Raw genomic sequence first — 24132 nt, 5'->3', positions numbered from 1 at the left:
ATTAAAAAGGCTCTCATCCTTGCAGATAGAGAGCCTTTTAAGTCTTGATTGTTTAGAGTTCGAACTCACCATTCAGTTTCTTGAATATCCAGTTAGGCGCCTTATGCCATCCACCATAGTTTGGATTCTTAGTATGGGTTTCATTCATTGATTGCCACTGAGTTTGGCCTTGTCCATCTCGAGATACTCGCCAAAACAGTTCATCTTGTTGTCGGGTTAAGTAGTGCATGACATATTCTGCAAAGGCTTCGCTTTGGACCAACACACCAAATTCCACATTGAGGAAATCCGATCTTGGGTCGAAGTTTGATGAGCCGATATAAGTCAGCCGATCATCGAGTATCACCGTCTTGTTGTGATAATAAGTATCCGCAAGGAAGTAATGGTCATCATTGTTCGCTTGGTTTTTGTACTCAAGTATATGAACGCCCTTATCCAACAAGGTTTGACGATGCTCCTCGTAATAAGCCGGAATAAAACCAGAATCATTAGAAGCAGACGAGTTCGTCATTAACGTGATGTCCGCTTTTTGCTCCATCAAGGTATCAATAAAGGCAAATTCACCATCACTCGGTACCACGTAAGGCGTTGATATTACTGCTTTGGATGCAGTGGTTATTTGTTGCCAAACTTGGTGTTCTACACGTTTTATAAAGTAGGGTTTGTTGTTTTCTAACTTGTCTAATGAGTCGAAAACGGGGGTGACTTGCGTAGCAATGAAGTCGGGACTGATCAGTTGTTTTACCTGTTTTTCAACTTCAGCCAGAATGATGCTTTTGTCTTTCTCACCTTTATTAAGCGCTTTAGTAAACGCGGAATAGTTTGGGGTAACGTTAACGATGTTTTCTATTGGCGTAACATGCTCGCTGTCCCAAAGCTGTTGGTAGTTTTTGTCGAACGCTCGAATAATGCTGCCTTTGAACAAGACATCCATATCAAAGAAGTTGGCTTTGCGGCTGTAACCAAAATAGTCGTCGCCAATGTTACGTCCACCTAGAATCATCCATTGATGGTCGACGTTGAAGTACTTCTCGTGCAGACGATTGTCCAAACGTTGTTGGTGAGTAGAGAAGTTGACGGCGCGACCAATCCAACCTGACTTACGTGAATCAAACGGATTGAATAAACGGATTTGAATGTTGTCGTGAGCGCTGAGATCAGCAAGCCATTTCTCGTTAAACACCAATAAATCATCGAGAGTGAGTCGAACTTGCACGCCTCGATCTGCTGCTTGCTTGAGTTCATTGAGTAGCATCAAACCAAGTGTGTCACTCTCCCAAGAAAAGTAAGTCATATCGATGCTTTTCTGAGCGTTTCTTACCAGTTCAACGCGACGAGCAAAGGCTTCTGGAGCGGTAGGAATTAAGTAAACTTCGGCTTGATGCTGAGTAGTTTGCCAATTGGCTTCAAAATCCGGTTCAACTTGAGGGTAGGGCTGGGCACAGCCAACCAATAGCACGCTGAAGATAAAGATCAGCAGAGCGCGAAGGGCGTTAGGAAACATGAGTAAACCTTCCTAATGATGTTCAAGGAATGAGGATGAAAAAAGCCAGCGAACTGGCTTTTAGGTATTCGGTAACGAGTTTTTAGTGGCTGAGGATGAAGTTACATGTGACTCAGAATCAGCCCAAGTTCCTCGAGACCGTTGAGCCGACCTTGGCGCAGTTTTGGATCGATGCCTGAGTGATGAGCATTGTCCCAGTCTTGTGTGGACTGAATACCGCCATCGTTATCGATCAGCAATACTCGATCAGTCGCGCTGTTGTATTGGAAGTCCTCAAATAAACGTTCGCTAAACCACATACGAGAGAGCTCGTTCATCATTGCTTTGTCTTTGCTACCTGGACGAACACTTGAACCATCAAGCTTTAATGCTTTATTAAACACAAATGGTAATTCCGATGCATTACAAGCGCCCACAATACAACTGATGCTTTTGAGTAAATCACCAACGTCGAGATCGCCATTTTCACCTTTTGTGTTGTAAGTCCATACGTTGAATCTAGGTGTGTAGTCAAAGTAGTAAAAGCTTGGCGTTGCTCCTGTTGCTTCTTCAGTTGAAACTTTATGACGGTTTGGACCCGTGAAGAGCAAGTCATGTAACGCGGTTTTGAATTGCTGCATGTTTTTGGACGCGCCATTCAGTTCGCTTTCATCGTTAGGGAAGAAGTCAGCCAGAGCAAGTAACTCCGTGGTTGAATCGGAGTTCCCCAAACCGAAGAACAACTTAGTCATCGCCTCATAAGCGGTGCAAGGCAGCAGTTCCAATAAGTCAGAAAGATCGAGTTCAATTGAAGCTGAATCGCTGAGTAATGAACGATATTCGGTGCGTAAACGGTTTAAGTTCGTTTCCGATTCTAGCCACTCCACCATGTATTCGACGATTAAGGTTTCGTCACCACTTTCAATGATTTCTGGTGCTTCTTGGCTCAAGATTTCAATGATAGTTGGGATCAAAAATGTCAGGCTCGGCAGCATGCCCAGAGTATTGATTTCTGCGCTGTTAGAGCCAATTACCGTTGGTACGATCCATTCACTCTCAATGGCTTGCTCAGTAAAGTGATAGCCTGGTACTTCTTTCACTAGAAACGCTGGTGGGCGATGCTCGATGTAAGGCGCAAATGGCATCAATGTAGCTAATGGGCTGTTGTCGCGTGTTGGGCTTATAACCGGAATATTCACGGCGGTCAGTACCCAGTTCTTAAGACGTTGAATAGGATCAAGCATCTCGCTTTGTACCTTCATGATCTCTTCAAGTGGTAGTAACGCAAGATCTTCAACGCTTTGCTCTGGTCTTTGGCTCTTGGCAACATCGTAACTTTTATATTCAAAGCCGTAAGGGTTGCTTTGCATGATGGCACGTTGAAAGTGCTCACCTGCGATTGCAGCATCGCCTTTTGATTGCTGTAAAATTCCCACCGACATGGCACCCGCACCTTGACCCATGAGTGTCACGTTTTGCGGATTGCCGCCGAATGCCTCTATGTTTTGTTGAACCCATTCAAGCGCGTGTTTTTGATCGCCTAGACCAAAGTTACCGCCCTCAGGGTTGTCCAAACCATCGATCCAAACACTGCCTAGCAAGCCCAAACGATAGTTAAAAGTAACTGCAATAAACGGGTTACCATCGTCAGCACCTTGTGCAACCACCATATCACCATGAATCAGCGGTTCTGAGCCCGCGCCGTATTCAAAGTCTCCACCGTGAATAAAGACATAAACTGGCAAATCTGCGTACGCTTCTGTCCCGGCAGGTCGCCAAATGTTTAGGTTCAAACAATTTTCTGATTGCGTTTGTGTCGTGGTTTTTAATTGCGGACACGCATCACCGAACTGAGTCGCATCAACATCGCCTTCAAGTGGGACCGCAATGCTGTGCTGAAAGCGGTCTGCTTGCGCAAACTGGATACCTTTGAACGCCTCTACCGCTGCCAGTTTTTCATCCGCATCAAGAGGCGTGATGACAAGGGACTCTTTGGTCGCTTGAATGGTTGCATCGCCAATTTCCAAAGCGATTTGCTCTGGTGGTAAGGGTTGTAGTGGCTTCGGGCCGTTAGGAACGCTAGGTTTACCAGAGTCATCACTGCAAGCTGCTAAGGCAAGAGTGATGGTAATGGCTAAAGTTGAGCGATTGAGTAAAGTCATTGTTATGTCCAAAAGTCATTTGGTGCGTACACCGAAAATGTTAAACGGCATCTAACAAGCGACGTCCTGACGCTTTGGCATTAATCCGTGAATGGTTGGATGGCTTGTTGTATTGATGGCTCAAATGGTAGGACATCGGCGACAGTTTCAGTAATCGCCTTTGTAGGATGCAGTCCTACCATCGTCTAGGGGCGGGCTCTTTATGAGAGCTAGAAACGGTAACCAAGATTTAAGGTTACTGACTCTCGAGTTTCCCCTTTGTTATAGAGAAAGGTCAGGTTGTAGTTTTTGCCGATTTGCTTATTGAAACCAGTCAAAAACGCCCATTGATTAAGATCTACACCAATGTCGTAATCGAATTCGATATCACCACTTTTTACATGCCCGTCCATTCGAGCGTCCAGTCCTTGATATTCTGCTCCGACAAAAAACTGCGTGCGATAATCGACAAGTTGATAACCCAACATCGGCTGTACAGTAACAATACCATCGCCCCAATCATCTAAGCCCTTTAAGCGAGTTTGCGAATAGGTACCAGTGACAGAAGCAAAGAATTCTTTATAGCCAACCGAAAGGGTTGTACCTATACCACGAAGGTCATATTCCAAATGCAGCGGCACGTCTAGGCGTCCGCGACTACAAAGTGCAGATAAACCATCGCAAAACTTATCACCTAATCCTGGCAGTTTATCGTTCAGCTTATCTTTTATGTACTGGCCACCTTCACCCGTGTAGGCGGCATCAACATTGGCATCGACATTAACTTTTCCGATGTAACCAAATACATTCCAAAATGGCAGGATGTTTACATCGCCACGAAGCGTCATGCTCTCAGCACTCACGATGCCGACACTGTCTTCTGGATCAAACAGTTCATTAAGGCCGATGCCTTCAATCGTGAAATCATTAAATGGAATATTCATATCTTGATTTCGATACGCTAGCGACACACCAAACGGCAGAGGCAAATCGATACCTTGACGACGAACCATATCACCCATTAAAGGAAAAACTCGGTCTAGCTTAACACTGGCTTCTTGCATGCGTGGATCAGAGACCTCATTCAAGCGTTTTTCGTCTAGTACTTGCACGCCAAGCTTATCTTCATAAATCGCTACCGGTTTTACGCTGCTCATCATTTCGAGGGGTTTATTTTTCTTTGAACCAACTATCTTGGTGTTTTTACTGGCAATCGCAATTTTGCCTGACGCTAACTTCTGGAAGAGGATCTCTTGATCGTAAGAATCCACTTGGTAGTTGTGATGTGTGAACGGTTTATCGTTGGTAATGACCATACGTTTCGGTTCACCATTAACCAACTCAATATCAACGCTTAAAAAGCGAAAGTAGGCGATATCTTGAGGAAGACCGTATTTTGAGTAATTAAAACTGATGATCACATTACCATTCTGATCCTCTTTGGCTCTTACTGATGACGGATCAAAACTCTCCGCGTAGTTTCGAAGGCGGTATTCTGTTCGTGTGAAAGCTTCGATCTCATCAAGTACTTTTTCATTTTCATCGAGTTGTTCAGGGTTGTACTTGATACGCAGATCAATGTTGCCTTTGTTATCGGTGTTCTTAACCAAGTAGACGGACGAATCGCGAACGCTATCACCGATTTTAACACTTCGGTGGGCATGCTCGACCAAATGTTCGCCTTGAACTAGAGAGCTGATGGCCAGTTTTGGTAAATCATGACTGATACCGTATTTGTCGAACAGCGCTCGGCCTTGCTCGATTACTTCGTTGTAGGTCGTCGTCTCTTCAGCGGCGAAGCCAAAAGTGGGGGTAGTAAGCATTAGTGCGCTCGCGAGCACAGTAAGAGAATACGTCTTGCCGGCGCGTAATTCAAAAAAACTCATGACAGTTTCCACTCTGAATAGTCTCAAACCTTCGAGACTCAGACAGTTAATGTGTCACTGAACTTCTTGTTCAGTTAGATAGATGTGTTTGCTGTGATTGACGTTGTGAATGCAGAGTTTTCGATTGCATTTCGTGAATCAATGAGAGGATTTTATGAGGTGAAGAGAAATACCGTTAATCGCTTTTGATGGATACTATCCTCGCTTTATGGATTACGGAGGAATAATGGCTAGCTCACAAACAAACAGCCCCGCATAGCAGAAGCAATGCAGGGCTTTAGTTTCAAGAACGGAGGTGACGCTTAGACCGTAACGCGAACACGAAACAGATCAGTAAACAACTTGGTAATCATCAAAATGATCATAATGTTTACCAGCATCAGCAAGGGCGTTTCAATTCGATACGCTGGGGTTAAATTGAGCGCTCCTGATGTCAAGACAACCAATAAGTTAATACCTAGAATTCTGTGTACCATCAGTTTTGGTGTGGAAAATACCTTCCAAATTACGATGATGTTGATGAAGTAGAATAGCCCAAGCTGCCAAAGCTCGGTCATCATTGGCATTATGAAAATGTATTGCAATAGAATCACCGTGCCAGTGCCTATCACACCAAAAAATGCATCTTTAATAATGCTTGGTGGCATAGTAGGAACGATTGAAGAGAACACGCCTGCTAGCATCGGAAAAATGAAACCTCCAGGTACGGGCAGATAAATCCAGATCAACAAAGAAGTGACGAACATGGAGACACCTTGCAGTACCTTTCTGCCGTCTTCATTCAAATGCTGGATAAACGTTCGATGCTCGTGATGCCAAACCGTGTTTTTCTCTCTTTGCATGACATAAGCAACGTGACCAATGAGCGACGTACTCGGATTTCTAATATCAAAGCTTTGAAGTTGCTGCGTTAGCGTTGGCCAATCGATCTCACGACTTTGCGATTTATCTGCTTGTTCTAGCAATCGGTCTTGGATTTGTGCCATCTCATTTAAACGTGCACGCCATAGCTGACGATGTTCTTTCAAGTGGTAGCTGCCAGTAAGTGGTAAGCCGACCAGTTGGAATAACTTTTCTATGTTGGCGCTGTTGGTCTCAAGAGCGTCAATATCTATATCATTGGGCGATTTCATAGCGTTAAGCATCGCCTCTCTGCTGGCCTCAAAACGTTGAATGAAGTTTTGTTCTGTACTGACTGGCCAAACTAATCGGTACACAACAGAAAACGTGATTACACCAAGAATCGTCTCTTGCATGCGAAGAACAGCGAAGTGGAACGTTGCTTGACTATCAAATCCTCCCATACATGCGATGATGGAGCACACAGCAAAGCCGATAGAGAACACATAACCATACTTTTCGTCGCTCGACATAAAAATGCACGCACCTAAAAACAAGGTGAAGAAGGTGAGAAACAAAAAGCGATCTTGAGAAAACGTCGTGATGAGGAAAAAGGCATAACCGATGCCAAGGAGGGTTCCTAATAAGCGATTATGACCTTTGTTTATTGAGTGAGCGAAGCTTTCATTTAATGCCATTACCGCGACTGCGATCGCTGCCCAATACGGTTTCTCCCATTGAAACCATAAGGCAAGGCAGATCGCGATAACGATAGACAGCGCAGCTTTGATTGCTTCTTTGGTTGAGGCATTAAACATACATTCCACCGCATTATTGTTTGATGATTTTGATAGAGGCCGTCATACCAACACGTAGTTGAAAATCTTTCGGTAAGTGATCTAATTTAACTTTAATTGGAATGCGTTGAGCTAAGCGTATCCACTGAAAGTTAGGGTTCACATTGGGCAAAAGATCGTTACCAGTACTACCATCTTGCTTCGCAATGCCGTAGCCAATGCTTTTGATTTTTCCTTCCAGCACAGCTTCATTGTGCATCATTAAGGTCACGTAGGCTTTATCTTGTGGATCAACGCCAACTAAATCCGTTTCTTTGAAATATCCTTCGATCCAAAAGCTGTCTTCATCAATCAAAGCCACGACTGGGGAGTTAGCGACGACTTGAGAGCCGACGCGTAAGTTCAAATTAGTGATATAACCATTCGTTGGCGCATAAACTTTTGTGTAAACAAGGTTTAGCTTGGCTTCTTCAACATTGGCTTTCGCGAGTTCTACGTTGGCAACGGCTGTCTCCACCGCATTGTCTAGGTTATTCAATGTCAGTACAGGTACAGCGCCAGGTGTGCGCTTTTCTAACTTAAGTGCTCGCTGCTCTTCATTTTTGGCCTTTGCTAGTAATGTAATGGCTTGCTTTTGAGCTGCTAGCGCTTTGTGGTACGCCGCTTTATAGATGCTTGGGTCAATCTCAAACAGCAAATCGCCTTGTTTCACTTGCGAATTGTCTTCGACGTAGACTTGGATGATTTGTCCTGTTACGCGGGGGGTTATAGAAACGATGTGCGCGCTAACTTGGCCATCTCTAGTCCAAGGGTTGTCAGAGTATGATTGGTAGTAGCTGAAAATCACGGTGCCAGCGGAACACAGTAATAGCAGTGTGATGAGATAACGTTTTATCACGGAATTTGCCTCAAAATATGGTAATGAATCGACCAATAACGCCAGTAAAAATCACAATTAGGCTTAGCTCAGCGAGCGCAGGAAATGCAACGTATTTGTGGAGTCCCAGTTTTGTTGCAACGGTTCCAACCAAAATGGTGAGCATGTAAGCCAATGCAATAACCAGCAACAAGGGAGGGAAGTAAACTTCGCCCCACACAAGTTCATGTGGCATTGAGTTCATGGTGTTTTTCTCTATTAACTTGATGAATGTAAAGATAAGGCAAGTGATGGCATCAGTGATAATCGCTTTTGTAGGATCTAATCCATCAAGAGAAAGGTGTTATGCGCTATATAGAGGGAATAGCGCAACAAAGTAGCTTTTTGGACAGTGAAAATAAAAATAAATTTATTTTCCAATTTATTTGATGTTCATTTCAGACCACTAAATTATTAAATTTTCGACAATTATTGTTCAATGTTTGCGTTTGAATATGCGAAGTGATGGTTTCATCCTTCAAATGGGATTACGAGTTGTGAGGTTTTGTTTCTAATATTCGCTTCGAAGCAAACGAGATGCTTTTTAAATTAAATAATCCAACAAATATGAGTGACAGATTATTCGTTAGATTATTTGAGTTTTATATTTATTAGTAAGAGTAAAATTGTCATGGAAATTATTTCTAACCTTTTTGACATGGCACCATTTGTTGCTCTCTTTATTACGCTCTCTCTCGGTTATATGGTAGGTAAAATTACCATTGGTCGATTTGTTCTTGGCGGTGTTGCGGGAACATTATTAATGGGTGTAATTATTGGGCAATTTGGTGTTCATATTGATCCCGGCGTAAAAAGCATTTTCTTTGCGCTCTTTATTTACGCAGTAGGGTATCAAGGTGGTGCGCAGTTCTTTAAAGCATTGAACTTTAGAACCATCAACATTCTCCTTTCTGCTGTAGTGATGACGGTTTCTGGCCTGCTTTGTGTACTAGCAGCAGCTTGGATGTTTGATCTAGACAGAGGTACGGCAGCAGGCCTTGCAGCTGGTGGTTTGACTCAATCGGCAATCATCGGTACAGCGGGTGATGCGATCGCACGTCTTGGTGGTGTGACAGAAGAAGCGAAGCACCTAATGCAGACCAACGTCGCAGTAGGCTACGCGGTTACGTACATCTTTGGTTCGCTTGGTCCAATTCTGATGGTGACATGGGTATTCCCAACACTGATGAAGTGGGATATCCGAGCAGAAGCGATTGCGCTAGAAGAGAAAAATTCAAATGGTAAGCGTGATCTAGCGCCGGGTGAGTTCAACGCTATCACAGCGCTGGTTACACGAGCATTTAAAGTGAGCAAAGATGTTGGGCTAGCAGGCAAAACCTTAGCTCAGTTAAACCAACACGCTCTAGCTGCTTGTATTGAATTGATTCAACGTGATGGCAAAGTGCTAGAAGTGGACAAATTCACAACACTGAAAGAAGGGGATGTCATTGTTGTAACTGGTCGTCGTAATGCGGTACATAAGCTGCAAGATGGTTTGGCTGACAACGAGATTGCACTTCCAGAAGGCTATGAAGTTATTGAAGAAAACCGTCAACTGATCGCAGACAACCGCAAACTGATTGGTAAGTCGCTGCAAGAGATTAAAGAGGCTTCGAACCAAGGCTCTATGCGCGGTATTTATGTGACAGACTATATTCGTGAAGGCAACTCAATTGAAATGACGCCGGATCTTGTGGTGAAGAAAAACGACGTCATCCAGCTTACAGGTACCGCAAAAGATATCAATCGCGTTGAGAAAAACATTGGTCAGCGAATGGGCTCAGCAAACGTGACTGACTTAATCGTGCTTGGTATGGGCATGGTGGTGGGCCTATTAATTGGTCTAATCAGTTTTAAGATTGCTGGTATTCCCGTCACTATCGGTTCTGGTGCAGGTTGTTTGATCTCAGGTTTGATCGTCGGTTGGTTGCGTAGCCGCAATCCGCATGTTGCTCAGTTTCCTGTGGGTGCCGCGAACTTTATTCGAGATTTCGGTTTGGCAGCATTTGTAGGCATTGTTGGCCTTGAGGCTGGGCCTCAAGCGGTCGACACCATCAAAGAACACGGTATGTCTCTGTTGTTCCTTGGCATGGGTGTAACGATTATCCCTCAGATTATTTCGTTCTTCTTCTCATATTTTGTATTGAAGATTAAGAACCCGGTTGAAGCACTTGGCTGTGTGACAGGTGGACGAAGTGCGAACCCAGCATTCGCGGCTTTAATGGAAAAAACAGGTAACGCAACGCCAGTATTCTCATTCACTGTGACTTATGCAGTCGCCAATGTACTGCTTACCCTATGGGGTCCAATTATTGTCGGCATTATTACTTTAAACGCAGGCATGTAATTTAAATAAATTCGAACACGCTTATCGCCTAATTAAATAGGCGGTAGGGGAAGTATTATCCAAATTTTACTAAATAATAGATTCAGGTAAATATTATGACTACGCAAAACACAACAATTGATTTTTCAAAATTTGCAGATTTAAGCCCATTTGAATTAAAAGATAAACTAATTGAAGTGGCACAAACTGTTCCTGACCGCGCGTTATTAGATGCAGGTCGTGGTAATCCTAATTTTCTTGCGACACTACCACGTAAAGCGTTCATTCGTTTGGGTGAGTTCGCAATATTGGAAGCCGAGCGCACTTATTCATACCTAGATGGTGGTTTCGGTGGCATTCCAGATGGTGTGGGCATTGTTGAACGCTTTAACACGTTTGCAAGCGACAATAAGAAAGACCAAGGTGTGCAGTTCTTAGAAAAGTCGCTGAGCTACGCAAAAGACCGTTTGGGTCTAGAGAAGCAAGCTTTCTTGAATGAACTGGTTAATGCATACCTTGCATGTAACTACCCAGTGCCACCACGTATGTTGACGAACATCGAAACCGTTGTGAAGCAGTACATCGCAGAAGAGATGTACGGCCCAATGCCAATGACAACAGACTTCGATCTGTTTGCAACGGAAGGCGGTACAGCGTCTATGACGTACACCTTCCAAACTATGTTCAACAACGGTCTATTGAAGAAAGGTGACAAGGTAGCGCTAATCACTCCAATCTTTACGCCGTACCTAGAGATCCCAGAACTGAGTGAATACGAACTGGAGATCGTTGAGCTACGTCTGGATGAGACAACATGGCAACTGCCGATGTCTGAAATCGAAAAGCTTGCAGATACAGGCATCAAACTGCTTTGTGTCGTGAACCCAGCAAACCCAGCGTCTGTGAAGTTCTCTGACGAAACTCTAGATAACCTATCAAACTTCGTAAACAACGAACGTAGCGACCTGTTCATCGTGACTGACGATGTATACGGCACATTTGCGGACGACTTTGTCTCACTGTTTGCGAAACTGCCATACAACACGCTTTGTGTGTACTCGTTCTCTAAGTACTTCGGTGCAACAGGCTGGCGTTTAGGCTCGATTGCAATTCAACACAACAACGTGTTTGACGATGCAATGCGCAGCCTTCCTGAAGCGCGTCAACTTGAGTTGGACGATCGTTACAAAACGCTGACTCCGGAACCTCGTGAGATTAAGTTTATTGACCGTATCGTAGCAGATAGCCGCAGCGTAGCGCTTAACCACACAGCAGGTTTGTCTCTTCCTCAACAAGTTCAAATGGCGCTGTTCTCTTTGAACTGCTTGATGGACTCGGAACAAAACTACAAAGAAGCATGTAAACGCATCATCCGCGAGCGTTACAAAACTCTGTACAAAAACATGGGTGTAGAAATTGAAGAAAACAAAGATCGTGTGGACTACTACACACTGCTTGAGCTCGACACTCTGGGCGGCAAATTGTACGGACCAGCCTTCGTTGAATGGTTCAAAGCGAGCGAGAAAGGCAAAGACTTCCTGTTCCGCCTTGCACATGAAACCGGCGTTATCCTACTTCCAGGCCAAGGCTTCGATGTAGTACACGCATCAGTTCGAGTTTCACTAGCAAACCTTACTCACCACGAATACGAGCTTATCGGTCGTGCAACACGCAAAGTGTTGGATGAGTACTTTGCTGAATTCCAAGGCTAATTAATCCAGCCTGATTAAGAATAAGCCTCGGCGTTGTCGAGGCTATTCCGACCAAATAAGCACAGTGCGCGATATTGTGTTTATTTAGTCGCCAAGCTAACAAACTTCTCAATTAAGAGTGACTTATGAAAAGCATTATTTCTATTCAATCTCATGTGGTTTATGGCCACGCAGGAAACAGTTCTGCCGTCTTCCCGATGCAGAGAATGGGCCTCGAAGTCTGGCCAATTCACACGGTTCAGTTTTCAAATCACACTCAGTACCAGCAAGGTTGGACTGGACAGAAGTTTGGGGCAGATGAAATTCATTCTCTAATGAGAGGCTTAGATAACATTGAGAAGTTAGGCGAATGTGGCGCGATACTGTCCGGTTATCAAGGCAGCGCAGAGCAATGTCGAGCGGTGGCCGAAGCGGTAAGTTTAGTCAAATCGCGTAACCATAGTGCACTGTATGTGTGTGACCCAGTTATGGGTGATCCAGACAAAGGTTGCATTGTGGCAGACGGTGTCAAAGAAGCGATAAGCCATAGCTTGTTGCCCATCGCTGATGTGATTGTTCCTAACCAGTTTGAACTGAGCGAGTTAACAGGTGTGAAAATTGACTCTCTTTATGATGCGGTCACTGCATGTAAAAAAGCCCTAGAGCTGGGACCGAAAATGGTATTGGTGAAACATCTGCATGCACTAACAGATGACGCCTTCAGTATGATTTTAGCCACGCCGAAAGCAAGCTATTTGGCCCAACGCCCTAGTGTTGAATTTGCTATGCAGCCAGTCGGTGTCGGTGATTTGATTTCTGCGATTTTTACTTCTTGTTTGGTGAAGAAGATGTCTCCTGTCGCAGCCTTTCGTCATACACATAACGCCGTTTACGGTGTATTGGAGATCACCAAAGGCTATGGCACATGGGAGCTACAGACGATCAATGCCCAATACGAATTTGTCGAACCGACGCATGAGTTCAACGTCGTGAAAATTGCTTAGCGCAGTACCTAATTAACGGAGAAGCGTAAAGTTAGCATATAGAAACTTGGCATAATTGCTTTGATGGATAGCATCCTACAATCGCGATTATGGGGTTTAGCCGTGCCTAGCTATAGTAACTCCACACAACGAAACGGACTTCATTTTGACCCAATTAACTTCAAACTGAGTCTCTGGTCATACGCCAGAGAACATTAAATGAGACTGATTATGAATCGTTTAATTTCCTCTGGTGTGACGGTTGTACTTTCGCTGCTGATAGTAGCTTGTAGTTCACCCCATACGCTGGATGTTCGTGTTTCTCAAAGCAACTATAAAGATGTCGAGATCGCGAGTTCGACACCAAATGAGCCACTTCGAATGTGGGCCAATGAAGCGCCGGATTTTCTCTACTCAGCGCACAATCAAACCACACCGATCAAAGTAGAGGGTGAACAGCTCAATATTTTGGCCTTATCGGGTGGTGGCGTAAACGGCGCATACGGTGCCGGCGTTTTGATGGGGCTGCAGGAAAAGGGGGAGCTAAAAGATTATGCCATCATTACTGGAGTCAGTGCGGGTGCCCTAATCGCTCCTTTTGTTTTCATTGGCGGTGATGCGATGCCAAAGATGAAAGAAGTCATGCTCAACATCAATGATAAGAATATTTTGGGTAAGAAGAACTTCTTAAATACACTGTTTAAGGACGCGTTTACCGATGGTGAGAACCTCTATGATTTCATCGCAGACGCTTACCCTGAGCCCATGATCGAGGCGATGGCGCAGCAACACCGCAATGGTAAACGCCTCTTTATTGGCAGTACCCATTTTGATTCAGGCGAACTGGTGATTTGGAATATTGGTGCGATTGCGAACAGTGATTTAGCGGACAAATCTGAACTTATTTACAAGGTGCTTGCTGCGAGCGCATCGATCCCTGGTGTTTTCCCTCCACAATTTATCGATGTTGAACATGATGGAGAAACTCTTGAGGAGTTACACGTAGATGGTGGTCTCGCAGCGCAGGTGTTCTTTAATCCGTCTAACTTCAACTATCAACAAATCTCAGATGCTTTGGGGTTAGAAAAAGCGCCTCAGTTGGATGTGATTCGCAATGGTGCGTTAAAAGCGCCGTATCGTCCACTAAAAGACAAAGGTTTGGACTTGGTATCGAAAAGTGTCTCAAGCCTTACGCTAGCGCAAACTCGAGGTGATCTCTATCGAATGAAATACATCAGTGAAATCAACGATATCGAGATGCAGTTTACCTACATTGATCAAGATTTCAGATACGCCAAAGTAACGAAAGATATGTTCGATCACCGCTACTTGCTGACGATTTACGAATATGGATTCAAAAAAGCCACCCAAGGGCAACTTTGGGTAACTGAACTCCCTTAATACAGGAAAACGATACAATGAAAAAAGCCGTTCTTACACTCATGATACTTACCGCTTCCGCGACTGCATTCGCCCAAAGTGGAGCCCATCTTGACCAGCAAAAAGTGGATAGTGATATGCAGCAACTGTCTGCAATCAAAGAAGAAGGTGCAGCCTTTATCATGATTGACGAGAACTCGAGTTACGTGGCGGTCGAGTTCGTGGGAAAGTGGGAAGAGATCAATAACTATGTGTCACACAAAGAAGCGAAAAAACGTAAATTGGAAAAAGTGAACAAGCAGTTCGTGTACTCTCAGGTCGGTGAAACGTTGGAGTCACTTGAGCAAAAAGTCGTTGACCACATTTACGCTGATCAACCTAAATATTTCAGTGTCGATGTCTACCGCGATTACCATGGTGACTCAGGAGAATTCAACTATTTAGCTCGTGTCGTTGAGTACAACTAAGTTAGAGAAAACCTACTGAAGCTAGTAGGTTTTTTTGTGTCGTCGAGAAGGAATTCAAACGCAGATTGTTTCCGTTACCAAGTAGCAATTCTACGATCTTGTGGTAATTTAATTAGATAACTCTAAAAAGTAAGCACAACCTATGAATTTTAGTTTTGAACAACTTCTCGCGTTCGTAACCGTTTATGAACAGCTTTCGTTTAGTAAGGCGGCGGTCAAACTCAATAAGCACCGAACCACAATAGGGCAGGTGATTACCAATCTTGAAGACCAACTGGCGGTCAACCTGTTTGAGCGAGTGGGGCGCTCGGTAGAACCGACAGAAGATGGTCATCTTCTTTACCACTATGCTAAGCAAACCATCGAACAAGCACGTACTTTCGATAAAGTCGCATTAAGTCTGGCTTACGGTGGGTTAGAGAATGTTAGTATCGCCTATTCAAGCGCTATACCACACCGTTTTCTTGTATTGCTTCGTATTCAATTAGCAGCAGATTTTCCGATGATGCGAGTTAACTTTCTTGTTCGTAATCGCAACGAAATTAAAGAGGGTTTACAGAATGGTGATTATCAATTCGGTATTGTCAATGTGCATGATAGTCGAGCAATACATAGTCTGGATGCGACGTTTTTAGGTCATTTTGAATTTGTTCCTTTCGTCCAGAAAGGTGGTGAACTCGCTTCTATGGCACCAGATCGAGTATTGACAGCCTTGAGGAATAGTAAACAATTTGTACTGCGGTCTCTTATTGAAGAGGGAATGGGCGAAAAAGTCATCGTAAGTTCGAACCATGAAGAGGTCGACCAATTGGCCCTTGTAGTGAAAATGGTTGAAGCAGGTTTAGGATGGGCGATTCTCCCCAGAACGTTTGCCCATTCGGAGTTTTCTAATAATCATATAGAGCCAGTGGAAGCTTCTGAATTATTGGAAGGTTTTAAGTTTGGTTTTGGCCTATGGTGCCAACCCTCTAAGCAAGTCGGTGATGTAAAAAATTCAATCATGAAGGTCGTTACAGAATACCGAGAGAAAATAATCCGTGATATGACTTAGCGGCGACATGTATCCTGCTCATCCCTATCAACAACAAGACTCAATGTGAGTCTTGTTTTTTTGTGTCTGAAAAACGTTATCTTTCTAGCGAAGACTAATGTCTATTGGAAGGATATGACCCTCTATATGAGAGTATGGAATCCATACTTTTTGGCTTAATCTAATCTCGCTCAATGGGTAAGCCCAGAGCAAAAAGTGTTTTTACCATATGTCCGCTGCAAGGACGCAGATTTTCAGCCGGGTTTAGTTACCCGGCTTTTTTTATAGTAATAGAAAATGTCAGCTGTCACCCCAAGCTCTCTGTTACAACTGGCTTGTTACTTCGCTTAGCAATCCAGTACGCAACGCTACCCCAAAGCACAGTGAGTGCCCAAAGTGCCGTCCAATGTAGAGCGACTTGTTGCCAGGTTGCCCCCATTTGGTTTAGCGCTAAGAAAGCTTTTATCGCCCAAGTGCTTGGGCTTAAATCAGCAATCCATAGTAAGGGAGTAGGTATGGCTTCAATCGGCCAAATAAAACCAGCCAAGAAAATGAGCGGCATAGAGCTCACTAAGACGACTAAGGTGACAAGTTCACGCCGAGGTAATAAGTAACCTAGCCAGAAGCCTAGTCCGCAACAACCTAAAAAGAACGGGAACAACATAGCCAGCAATTCGCCCGCATTGGCGATATGGTTTACGTTTAAGCGTTCGAAGCTAAAACCAAAATAATAGGCGCCGAGTAAATAATAAATTGCCACAAATACTAACGTTCTCGCAAGCAGCAGCGATCCCGTTGATACTTGTGACCAATAGCCACGACCATGACGCTGTGTTCCCGTTTGCAATCCAACCGCCATGATCAACGTTTGTTGTAAAATCAGAACAAATACTGCCGGCACTACGTATTCGATGTAACCCATGGTTGGGTTGAACGTCGGTTTCATATTAAGCTTAATAGCAGAGTAATTATGGCTAGCCATACTCATGGGCACACCATCTATCACCATTTTACTGACTTTCACTTGGGCCCCTAATGTGCCTCCCGCTTGGGCCAATCCTTCTACCACGGTTCCGTACACGAGAAAATACGAGGCGTCCGCAGCGTAGGCCAGAGTCGGGCTTTTACCTAGCATTAGGTCTTTGTAAAAGTGTTCTGGTATGACTAAAAAACCGGTGATCTCTCGTTGTAAAAATGCTTGCTTTGCATCGGCAATCGTATGAAGTCGAGTGACTACGTTGACTTGTGGGGTGGCATCAACCATACGTTCCAGCTTTAAACTCGTCTGACTACCATCTAGATTAACAATCGCGATTGTTTGTTCACGAGGCGTTTGTTGTGCATAAGGCAAAGGGTATAAAAACGAGTAAAATACGACACCACCAAACACGGTCAACGTAACGACTGGATTGGTTAGAACGGCCTTAAGTTCCGCTTTAATCAGTTGCCACAATGTCATACCGCCTCCTTCGCTTGGCGTGTTGATGAAGCTGTTCGATGTTTACCCATCAAGGCTGCGGTAATGAGCAGAGGCATAACGTAACCAATCATAGGCCATAGCGAGCTTAAAGATTGCGCGGCCGATGCTCCATAGCTTGCTTGACTGACTTGTACTTCAATGTAATGGGTAATCGGCAATAATGAACGCCATGCATAAGCGAGCGTGTTCATGTCAGAAACTGGGAATGTAATTCCCATGAACGCGAAGCTTGGAGCCGTAAATGCGCCAGCAAAACTCATCGCACGTGCAGGATCCATCGACAAGAAGAAGAACAACGCTCCCATAATGATACAGGCGATAACCGTCGCCAATTGTGCTAGTAGCATAACCACAAAACTGCCTTCCATTGGCCAATCAAGCACGGAATAAAACCAGTACAAGAACAACGCACCTTGCGCCATAAAGACCGGAATGTACTGACTTAATAGGGTAGTGAGCCTGGCGTATGGCTTTTCGCCCAAAAATGCAAATCCATTCTTTCCACCATAAATGCGAAAGTGCGCGGCAAGAATCAAAATAGTGCTTACTACAATACATATTTGCCAAATGGCTGGCACGATAGCCGTTACCAAAAATTGTGCGTAGTTATTGTTACGGTTAAATAATGCGGTTATTTGTGTCGACACGGGTACAGCTTGTCCAGCCGCTGCTAACGTTGTGGTGTTACCCTTAGCCAAGTTTCCCATTACTTCAACCTGAGCGTCGAAATAGCCTTGTGCTTGCGCAACGGCAGAGTTGATCAGTTTCGCTACCAAAATGTACTGACTGTTGTAAAAGACAGAAAGTTGAGGTTGGCGGTGTTGGAGAATATCTTGGTCGAACTTAGATGGGATGACCGCGTAAGCGTAGATATCGCCTTCAATCATCGCATTTTTTGCTTCGCTTGTACTGGTGTAGTGATAGTTAACAGCCAGACTCGACGACGCATCCAAAGATTGAATGAGCTTTCGAGAAAGTTGGGAATGTTGTAGATCAACCACACCGATTGGCAGATCCCGGGCAATGCCCGCAGAGAACACTCCCCAAATCATCATCGCGAGCAAAATCGGTATCCAAGTAAGGCACGAAAGCAACCACTTGTCTCGTCGTAAGATATGCCGCTGTGAAATCTTAATCGTCATAGCATTAACCTAGTGGTTGTGATTAAAGTTCAACGACAACACTCATTCCCATACGCAGTTCAGGTTCGGGTTGAGCTGGACGAGCTTCTACTTCAAAGGTACGAAGATCAAAACCTTGAGAAGCATCGGTTGCTCTCCACGTTGCAAAGTCACCCATAACGGCAACATGCGTTACTTTGAACTCAACATTTTTGTTTAAGGCAGGCAAATAGGCATCAAAGGTTGCTCCTTTTTTAAAGTGTTGAAGGTAATCTTCACGCACATTAAGTGTCGCCCAGGCATCTTCTGTATCTATCACAGTAACAACCGGGAAGCCCTGAGGTGCTAATTCACCACTTTGAAGTAGAACTTGAGAGACTTCGCCGTCGAACCAGCTGTAGATCTGAGTATCTTTCGCGTACGCTTCTACTTCGGCTACGGCACCTGATGCCATGCGCGCTTTTTCCGCCGCAGCCACTTTGGTTTCACTTCTAGCGCCTTCTTTTGCCATTTCGTACATTTGAAACGCGGCACTTTCTGTGTATTTCGCTGCTTGCCATTGAGTTAAAGCTTCATCGCGTTTTTGTTCTGCAACCACGCCATCGTTATAAAGGTTATTCACACGATTGTAGGTTTTTTCCATTAAATTCGCAGCGGCTTTGGCTTTCATCCACTGATCTTTTGCTGCTTGGATTTGTTGCTCACGTGCGCCTTTCTCAGCTTCTTGAGCTAAGGCGTCCGCCGCTTTTTCACCTGCTTTTGCTTGTTCTAACTTCGCTTCAATTTCAGGACTATGAAGGGTAAAAATAAGCTGACCTTTCTCTACATCGTCGCCTTTACGTACCATTACCTCATCAATACGCCCTGGGACTTTTGAGGAAATGCTGTATTGCTGGGCTTCAATTAATCCCTGTAAGCGGATCGGTTCTGGTTGATAGGCTTGGTAAAATTGATACCCAACCCAAGAGGCAACACCCAAAGCACAAAGTGAGAGTAAAACGGGTTTTAGTGATTTAGCTGCCATGATTTATTTCACCTCTTTGGATGTTGAAGCAGGGATATAAGCGGTATTTTGATATTGTTCGAAGCTGTTTATTTCACTGCTCAATGCGAGTAGCTTGGTTAAAGATATTAAATAGCGGAAACGCGCCGCTGAACGTTGTGTTTCTATACTCGCGACATAAAGTTGTGCATCCACAACATCCAGAGAAGACGACAGACCCTGAGTAAATGCTTTTTCACGCAAGCGCAGGTTTTCGTTAGCGAGTTCAATGCTAGATGCGAGCCCTTGTACTTCATCAATGGCTTGCTGAGCCTCCAAGTATGTCTTTTGGACTAACAGCGATAAGTCTTGTTTGGCTTGGGACTTTAATGAGTCGACCTGCGAGACGACGCTTTGAGCGGCTTTGACTTTTTCGCTTCGCCCTGATGATTCAATCAGTGGAATGCTGACACCAACACCAACTAACCAGTCTGGCTTCATTTGGCTTGCGAGAGAATCGTCTTCATACAAGCTGTAGTCGCCGTAAAGATAAACTTCAGGGTAGTATTTCCCTTTTTCTGCTTTGATTAAGCTAGAGGCTTGTTTGTGTTTAGCGCTCAGAAGTTCTAACCCCGGATAGGTAAGCAACGTTTGATCGACAAAAGCGCTAAGAGGGGGAAGACTGTCGTTGATAAACAAAGATTCAGCGGGCTCTACGGCATCATCTTGTGCGAGTAATTTACCTAATGCAGCCTGAGCGATACTCAAATCGCTGGCAGCTTTACGTGTTTCTACGGATGCTTTATCTAAAGAAGCCTCGGCTTGCAGGCGCTCAACGTGCGCGATTTGTCCTTGCTCTTCAAGCTTAATGGCAAAATCTCGATGCTTTTTTAGCCCTGCTTCAACCGCTTGCCGCGTTGCGAGTACTTCCTTTGCCAGTACGACAGAAAAGTAGTACTTCGATAAATCTTCAAAACGCGCTTGTTGTTCCATTAAAAGCTGACTTTTCGCCTCATCCGTTTTGCCTTCTGCTGCTGATTGAGCCGCAGAAATTCGACCACCAGTAAAAATTGGCCAAATGGCACGAATAGACGAAGAGAAAATATCGCGCTCGGTTATGGTCGAAGTGGTATTAGCTAAGGCACCAAAAATAGGCTGAAAAGCAGGAGGTACGTTAATGTGTGCTTCTGTGCTGTCTAGGATCTGTTTTCCCGACAGCGTGATATCGGTATCTAAACGCGTGTAATTCGCGCCAATAGTAACCTGAGGTAAGTTGAGATTGCTGGTGGCACTCTCTTGGTATTGGTAGTTCTCGACGTTTGAGCGTTGAGCTTTAAGAGAATAGTTGTTTTCTAGCAATAGCTGCCATGCGGTATCAAAAGTGACCGGTGCCGCATGACAGGTAAGGGAAATCGAGCTGCTAAGTAAGCCCAGTATCCAAAACTTTCCTGTTTTTTTCATAATGGCTGCTTTGTCGTAGAGTATTAGCTCTAATATAAAGGATTCGTAACTGCGTGTTAAGTAGGAGGGAAAATTGGGCAGTAGTATGCGCCCAGTTATATTTGTGCTGGGCGCGGGAGATGTTACAAATTTATTTCGTATATGGACAGTGAAACTCCGCTCTCCACTCGAGCTGACGAGAACCTCGCATCGTATTCAATAGATCTTTTCCACTCATTTGAGGGAACGATAACAGGACTTTGAGATCAGAAGTACCGCCTCCGTTTTTTTCATAAGCCCTGACGTGTGTAAATGTTGAATACATATTCTCTGACAGCATCGCCTTATTCAGGCATATTCCAAAGGTATCGCGTTCCATGTTTGGTGTTCCTTCTAACTATAAATGCACCTCTGTTTATAGTTTTCCAGTTTTCAGATGGTGTCTAAGTGTTTGTCATATAGTCAGTATTTGTATTTTGTTTTATTTGTGTCCAAACCACTGACATCAATGTTGAGCTTTTAATAGACTTCCAGCTTCACTGCTTTCAAACCGAAACTCTCATTGGTTTCGTTGATTAAAAATTATACGTTGTAAAGTCTAAAAACGCCTCAAAAACCGCTAAAATCGATGTGATCACGATCATGATTTTAAGGGCAATTTATGTATGGAATTGAGTATCAGAGAGGAATGCTAAATTTGGTGAATGGTTGTAATTTTATGTTTCAGCTCGTCGATTAATTAACCGTAAACTCTGCGGTTTGCTTGCCTTCCTCACAGATTTATCACCGCGACAACGTCATGCTGTTAACTGAGTGTTAACGTTACGCTCAAGAGTGAATCACAAGGATGTATCAATGAGTTGGAAAACCATCAGCTTTCGTAAGCGGATGCTCATTATCATGACGCTATCGGGGTTGATAGAGCTGTTATTGCTTGTCGCCGCAGGGTTCACTTATCTCAAAATCAATCAAGAGCAAGAAATGGGAGAAAAAGCACTGGGTGTTGCCCGTTTTTTAGCGGACTCAGCGGTTGTTCGTGAAATGATCGAAACCCAAAACCCCCAGCCATACCAACTTCGCTTTAGAGAATTAACCGAAGCCATAGGTGCTGCATTCATCGTTATTGGCGACCATAAGGGAGTACGCTTAATCCACCCTGTTGATGAGCGGTTGGGCAAGCCAATGAGAGGTGGCGACAATCGTCGAGCGCTAGAACAGGGGTTGTCTTATGTTTCGACGGCACAGGGCTCGTTAGGTTATTCAGTTCGTGGTAAAGCTGCGATTTTTGACGAGCAAGGGAACATTATTGGTGTGGTTTCAGTTGGCTATTTGCTCGACCGACTGCAAGACCGCATCGAACCATTTTTGGCCTTTTTGATTTTAATGGTCATCGTAGTTGTCGTCGCTAATGCCGTTGTATCCAATTATGCGTCGAGAAAGTTTCAGCGCGCCATTTTAGGCTTTGAGCCTGAAGAGATAGGGCGGTTGTACGGCGAATTAGAAGTGACGATGAGCACTATCAAAGAGGGCGTGTTAAGCATTGATGCCCAAGGGATACTTCGCTCGATAAATCGTAGTGCCTGCCAGATTCTCGGTATTGATAGAGAATCAGCGCTCAATAAACCTTTGACTGATACGCTGCGTGATAGCGATCTATATACAGTGTTAGAAAGCGGGCAGGAAGATCATGATATTGAAATATTCCTTAATCATAAGCGCCTGATTGCAAATCGCTCTCCAATTTATGTTGATGGAAAAATCGTGGGGGCGGTATCGAGTTTCCGTTTAAGGGATGAAATCAATGATCTAACCGAGCAGCTATCACAAACCAAGGAATATGCAGATTTGTTACGTTCGCAGACCCATGAGCATCGCAATAAGCTCAACACCATTAGTGGGCTAGTACAAATGGGTGAACTTGATGCGGTGCAAAAGTTAATTGGACAAGAAACCGCACACTATCAAGCAATGATTGAGTTTTTAAGAGATACCGTTAAGGACCCGCTAATTGCAGGTATGTTGCTTGGAAAAACTGAACGTGCTCGCGAGTTAGGCTTACAACTGGTGGTTGAGGAAGGCAGTCGTCTGGAGCCCCTGCCTGAGTGGCTAAATTCGGAAGACCTAGTCACAATTTTGGGTAATTTGATTGATAACGCTTTCGATGCCACGTTAACTTCAATTCGCGATGAATCAAATGTTGCGTCAGAACGCAGAAACATTGATGTGTCCGTTAGCGATTACGGAAATGAAGTGATACTTGAGGTGATAGATCATGGCTGTGGCCTCCCAAAAACAATGGATCCACAAACATTATTTACAAAAGGCGTTTCGACGAAATCTCGTCAAAATCGAGGTGTTGGGTTACACCTTGTCAATCAGCTTGCTACTCGATATCACGGCCATGTTGAGATGATACCCAATACAAATTATGGGACAAGAATAACGGTGTACTTACCCAAGGAAGAACAATTATGAGTATGGCGACTCGCGTAATGATCATTGAAGATGATCTGGCTATTGCTGAGCTGCACCACAAATACTTAAGCCAACTGACAGGTTTGGAAGTGGTTGGAATTGCGACCACGAGAATGGAAGCAGAAATGCAACTCGACATTCTTAAGCCAGATTTACTATTGATGGATGTCTATCTTCCCGATGGCACAGGGCTTGAGATACTAAATACACTGCGTGCAAGTAACCAAACGTGTGATGTCATTTTGATTACAGCCGCAAGGGATGTCGATACATTACAACAGGCGATGAGGGGTGGCGTTGTCGATTACCTGTTAAAACCAGTGATGTTTCCACGCTTAGATGCCGCACTGAAAAAGTATGTGTCCCAACGCCAACAACTAGACATCGTAGAGAGTTTGGATCAGAACCTCGTTGATAAAATGCTGCAGTCTCATGCCAATCAAGACAACTTGCCGAACCGATTACCAAAAGGGATTGATGGTGTAACCCTAGACAAGATCAGAGAGTTGTTCCCAAATGGCAGTGCGCTGACCGCTGATGAGGCAGGCGAAAAGATCGGCGCGAGCCGAACAACGGCGAGGCGCTATTTGGAGTATCTGATCAGCACAGGTGAACTAGAGGCTGATTTAAACTATGGGTCGGTAGGTAGGCCGGAAAGGTGCTATAAAAAAGTGACACGGTAGCGTTTATATTG

Annotated in this window: 19 protein-coding genes; 8 read left to right on the top strand and 11 right to left on the bottom strand. The window is 44.3% G+C overall.

Going from position 1 to position 24132, the window contains the following annotated elements; translation table 11 throughout:
* Positions 1–52: 52 nt before the first annotated feature.
* The 6 genes from R7E47_RS17285 to R7E47_RS17260 all read right to left on the bottom strand — a co-directional run bounded on the left by R7E47_RS17285 (position 53) and on the right by R7E47_RS17260 (position 8268).
* Positions 53–1504: a phospholipase D family protein gene (locus R7E47_RS17285; protein ID WP_318084726.1), complete on the bottom strand. Its 1452-nt coding sequence runs from the start codon at positions 1502–1504 to the stop codon at positions 53–55.
* Positions 1505–1605: 101 nt separating this feature from the next.
* A complete protein-coding gene (locus tag R7E47_RS17280) occupies positions 1606–3645 on the bottom strand; it encodes a carboxylesterase family protein (RefSeq protein ID WP_262634450.1) in 2040 nt (679 codons plus the stop codon).
* 209 nt (positions 3646–3854) lie between these two features.
* Positions 3855–5510 (bottom strand): hypothetical protein, encoded by a 1656-nt coding sequence (locus R7E47_RS17275; protein WP_318084723.1) that lies wholly within the window; start codon positions 5508–5510, stop codon positions 3855–3857.
* 302 nt (positions 5511–5812) lie between these two features.
* Positions 5813–7168 (bottom strand): FUSC family protein, encoded by a 1356-nt coding sequence (locus R7E47_RS17270; protein WP_225473996.1) that lies wholly within the window; start codon positions 7166–7168, stop codon positions 5813–5815.
* A gap of 13 nt (positions 7169–7181) precedes the next feature.
* Positions 7182–8045: an HlyD family secretion protein gene (locus R7E47_RS17265; RefSeq protein ID WP_318084721.1), complete on the bottom strand. Its 864-nt coding sequence runs from the start codon at positions 8043–8045 to the stop codon at positions 7182–7184.
* 10 nt (positions 8046–8055) lie between these two features.
* Entirely contained in the window at positions 8056–8268 is a 213-nt protein-coding gene (locus R7E47_RS17260; RefSeq protein ID WP_005377106.1) for a DUF1656 domain-containing protein, read from the bottom strand.
* 426 nt (positions 8269–8694) lie between these two features.
* Between R7E47_RS17260 and aspT the strand changes: the two genes are divergently transcribed.
* From aspT to R7E47_RS17230, 6 genes are all read left to right on the top strand, one after another.
* A complete protein-coding gene (aspT, locus tag R7E47_RS17255) occupies positions 8695–10410 on the top strand; it encodes an aspartate-alanine antiporter (RefSeq protein WP_033907486.1) in 1716 nt (571 codons plus the stop codon).
* A 95-nt stretch (positions 10411–10505) separates the two neighbouring features.
* A complete protein-coding gene (locus tag R7E47_RS17250; RefSeq protein ID WP_318084718.1) occupies positions 10506–12101 on the top strand; it encodes a bifunctional aspartate transaminase/aspartate 4-decarboxylase in 1596 nt (531 codons plus the stop codon).
* 125 nt (positions 12102–12226) lie between these two features.
* The gene (pdxY, locus tag R7E47_RS17245; RefSeq protein ID WP_005377109.1) at positions 12227–13084 is read left to right on the top strand and encodes a pyridoxal kinase PdxY; all 858 of its coding nucleotides are present in this window, start codon (positions 12227–12229) and stop codon (positions 13082–13084) included.
* Between the two features lie 210 nt (positions 13085–13294).
* Positions 13295–14464 carry a patatin-like phospholipase family protein gene (locus tag R7E47_RS17240; protein ID WP_054579567.1) on the top strand — a complete coding sequence of 390 codons (1170 nt, stop codon included), beginning with the start codon at positions 13295–13297 and terminating at the stop codon, positions 14462–14464.
* Between the two features lie 17 nt (positions 14465–14481).
* Entirely contained in the window at positions 14482–14910 is a 429-nt protein-coding gene (locus tag R7E47_RS17235) for a hypothetical protein (RefSeq protein ID WP_025768103.1), read from the top strand.
* Between the two features lie 142 nt (positions 14911–15052).
* Entirely contained in the window at positions 15053–15961 is a 909-nt protein-coding gene (locus R7E47_RS17230) for a LysR family transcriptional regulator (protein ID WP_017634569.1), read from the top strand.
* Between the two features lie 286 nt (positions 15962–16247).
* On the opposite strand, the gene R7E47_RS17225 is transcribed toward R7E47_RS17230, so the two are convergent.
* From R7E47_RS17225 to R7E47_RS17205, 5 genes are all read right to left on the bottom strand, one after another.
* A complete protein-coding gene (locus R7E47_RS17225; protein WP_017634568.1) occupies positions 16248–17399 on the bottom strand; it encodes an ABC transporter permease in 1152 nt (383 codons plus the stop codon).
* Positions 17396–18562, bottom strand: a complete 1167-nt coding sequence (locus tag R7E47_RS17220) for an ABC transporter permease (RefSeq protein ID WP_262630398.1) — start codon at positions 18560–18562, stop codon at positions 17396–17398. Before R7E47_RS17220 ends, R7E47_RS17225 begins: the two co-directional genes overlap by 4 nt.
* 22 nt (positions 18563–18584) lie before the next feature.
* On the bottom strand, positions 18585–19565 hold the full coding sequence (locus R7E47_RS17215) for an HlyD family secretion protein (RefSeq protein ID WP_005377122.1): 981 nt from the start codon (positions 19563–19565) through the stop codon (positions 18585–18587).
* A gap of 3 nt (positions 19566–19568) precedes the next feature.
* Positions 19569–20984: a TolC family protein gene (locus R7E47_RS17210; protein WP_318084716.1), complete on the bottom strand. Its 1416-nt coding sequence runs from the start codon at positions 20982–20984 to the stop codon at positions 19569–19571.
* A gap of 130 nt (positions 20985–21114) precedes the next feature.
* Positions 21115–21342, bottom strand: coding sequence for a hypothetical protein (locus R7E47_RS17205; RefSeq protein ID WP_005377125.1), 228 nt, complete (start codon positions 21340–21342; stop codon positions 21115–21117).
* Between the two features lie 476 nt (positions 21343–21818).
* On the opposite strand from R7E47_RS17205, the gene R7E47_RS17200 reads away from it, so the two are divergent.
* Complete coding sequence (locus tag R7E47_RS17200; RefSeq protein ID WP_017634566.1) at positions 21819–23438, top strand: sensor histidine kinase; 1620 nt, start codon at positions 21819–21821, stop codon at positions 23436–23438.
* Positions 23435–24121 (top strand): response regulator, encoded by a 687-nt coding sequence (locus tag R7E47_RS17195; protein ID WP_005377133.1) that lies wholly within the window; start codon positions 23435–23437, stop codon positions 24119–24121. The genes R7E47_RS17200 and R7E47_RS17195 overlap by 4 nt, the downstream gene beginning before the upstream one ends.
* Positions 24122–24132 lie beyond the last annotated feature (11 nt).

It is taken from the genome of Vibrio sp. Vb1026 (genome assembly GCF_033338745.1).
Taxonomy (GTDB): domain Bacteria; phylum Pseudomonadota; class Gammaproteobacteria; order Enterobacterales; family Vibrionaceae; genus Vibrio; species Vibrio alginolyticus.
The sequence above is the reverse complement of the archived record's forward strand: the minus strand, read 5'-3'. Positions and strand labels throughout refer to the sequence as shown.

Bases quoted from the DNA above. Each gene is read 5' to 3' on its own strand.
- R7E47_RS17285 (WP_318084726.1), bottom strand. From the start codon at position 1,504: ATGTTTCCTAACGCCCTTCGCGCTCTGCTGATCTTTATCTTCAGCGTG.
- R7E47_RS17280 (WP_262634450.1), bottom strand. From the start codon at position 3,645: ATGACTTTACTCAATCGCTCAACTTTAGCCATTACCATCACTCTTGCC.
- R7E47_RS17275 (WP_318084723.1), bottom strand. From the start codon at position 5,510: ATGAGTTTTTTTGAATTACGCGCCGGCAAGACGTATTCTCTTACTGTG.
- R7E47_RS17270 (WP_225473996.1), bottom strand. From the start codon at position 7,168: ATGTTTAATGCCTCAACCAAAGAAGCAATCAAAGCTGCGCTGTCTATC.
- R7E47_RS17260 (WP_005377106.1), bottom strand. From the start codon at position 8,268: ATGAACTCAATGCCACATGAACTTGTGTGGGGCGAAGTTTACTTCCCT.
- aspT (WP_033907486.1), top strand. From the start codon at position 8,695: ATGGAAATTATTTCTAACCTTTTTGACATGGCACCATTTGTTGCTCTC.
- R7E47_RS17250 (WP_318084718.1), top strand. From the start codon at position 10,506: ATGACTACGCAAAACACAACAATTGATTTTTCAAAATTTGCAGATTTA.
- pdxY (WP_005377109.1), top strand. From the start codon at position 12,227: ATGAAAAGCATTATTTCTATTCAATCTCATGTGGTTTATGGCCACGCA.
- R7E47_RS17240 (WP_054579567.1), top strand. From the start codon at position 13,295: ATGAATCGTTTAATTTCCTCTGGTGTGACGGTTGTACTTTCGCTGCTG.
- R7E47_RS17235 (WP_025768103.1), top strand. From the start codon at position 14,482: ATGAAAAAAGCCGTTCTTACACTCATGATACTTACCGCTTCCGCGACT.
- R7E47_RS17230 (WP_017634569.1), top strand. From the start codon at position 15,053: ATGAATTTTAGTTTTGAACAACTTCTCGCGTTCGTAACCGTTTATGAA.
- R7E47_RS17225 (WP_017634568.1), bottom strand. From the start codon at position 17,399: ATGACATTGTGGCAACTGATTAAAGCGGAACTTAAGGCCGTTCTAACC.
- R7E47_RS17220 (WP_262630398.1), bottom strand. From the start codon at position 18,562: ATGACGATTAAGATTTCACAGCGGCATATCTTACGACGAGACAAGTGG.
- R7E47_RS17215 (WP_005377122.1), bottom strand. From the start codon at position 19,565: ATGGCAGCTAAATCACTAAAACCCGTTTTACTCTCACTTTGTGCTTTG.
- R7E47_RS17210 (WP_318084716.1), bottom strand. From the start codon at position 20,984: ATGAAAAAAACAGGAAAGTTTTGGATACTGGGCTTACTTAGCAGCTCG.
- R7E47_RS17205 (WP_005377125.1), bottom strand. From the start codon at position 21,342: ATGGAACGCGATACCTTTGGAATATGCCTGAATAAGGCGATGCTGTCA.
- R7E47_RS17200 (WP_017634566.1), top strand. From the start codon at position 21,819: ATGAGTTGGAAAACCATCAGCTTTCGTAAGCGGATGCTCATTATCATG.
- R7E47_RS17195 (WP_005377133.1), top strand. From the start codon at position 23,435: ATGAGTATGGCGACTCGCGTAATGATCATTGAAGATGATCTGGCTATT.